Genomic DNA, 1,101 nt, shown 5'->3' on the forward strand with positions numbered 1-1,101 from the left:
CCCGGTGCCGTACCCCCGGGTGCGATGCCGCCGCCCGGGCAGCCGGTGCCGGGGCCGCCGCCCGCGTACGGCTATCCGCAGCCGCCCGCCGGTCAGCCGACCGTCGGACCCGGCTACCAGGCCGTGCTGCGCTACCGCGCGCAGGACGGCTCCGAGCAGCAGCTGATCCGGCGTTCGGCGCCGGGCACGCCGCACCCGGAGTGGCAGATCTTCCACGAGCTGCGGTCCATGAACGTGCCGCCGGACCAGGTGCTGGAGCTGCACACCGAGCTGGAGTCGTGCGAGCTGCCGGGCGCCTACTGCGCGCGGATGATCCGGGAGCAGTGGCCGCAGGCGCGGATCACCTCCATCGCGCCGTACGGCACCGATCACGCGAGCCGGCAGCAGGGCATGCGGCAGCTGCTCGCGCACCAGGGCGAGCTGCACCAGGTCGCCGACGGGCCGGCGCGTCCGGCGCCGGTGCGGGCGCCGCTGCCGCCGGTGCAGCCGGTGCCGCCGATCCCGCCGGAGGCCATCGGGCAGGAGCTCGCGGCGGCGTTCGGCCCGGGTGTCTTCCGGTTCGAGCAGGCCGCCGTGTCCCGGCAGGGCGTGCCGCCGGTCGTGGCGCACACGCTGGTGGCGGCGGGGCTGCCGATGGACATGGGCCCCTTCTTCTGGGCGCAGGCCCAGCCGGGCCGCCCGGTGCCGACACTGGCGGAGCTGGCGGCCGAGCGGGGGGTGCAGCCGGCGTCGGACGCGGGCTCGTACCTCGTCGTGGGCAGCGACTTCGGCCGGGCGCTCTGCGTGCAGTACGGCACGGCGAACATCGTCGCGGTGCCGGTGGAGGCGGGGCCGGGCGGGGCGCCCGTGCCGCCGCAGTTCGTGAACACGGGGCTGCCGGAGTTCGCGCGCTGCCTGGCGCTGCTGGGCCGGATGTGGCGGCTCAGGTTCGGTCTGAACCAGGAGCAGGCGGGCCGCTGGACGGTGGACTTCCAGGCGCAGCTGGCCTCGATCGACCCGGCGGCGCTCGGGTCGGCGGAGAGCTGGTGGTCGGTGCTGCTCGAGCAGATGTGGGACGGGCTGCTGTGACGCGGCGCCGCTGACGCGGACCGACGGGCCGGG

Annotated in this window: 1 protein-coding gene; it reads left to right on the top strand. The window is 76.5% G+C overall.

The genetic code is table 11. The annotated features are described in order from the left end of the window. Positions 1-1,068: SUKH-4 family immunity protein (locus GTW67_RS20065; RefSeq protein ID WP_237518951.1), on the top strand; the 1,068-nt coding region annotated here is incomplete at its 5' end. Positions 1,069-1,101: the final 33 nt, after the last annotated feature.

The sequence above is a fragment of the Streptomyces sp. SID5910 genome (genome assembly GCF_009862125.1).
Classification (GTDB): Bacteria; Actinomycetota; Actinomycetes; order Streptomycetales; family Streptomycetaceae; genus Streptomyces.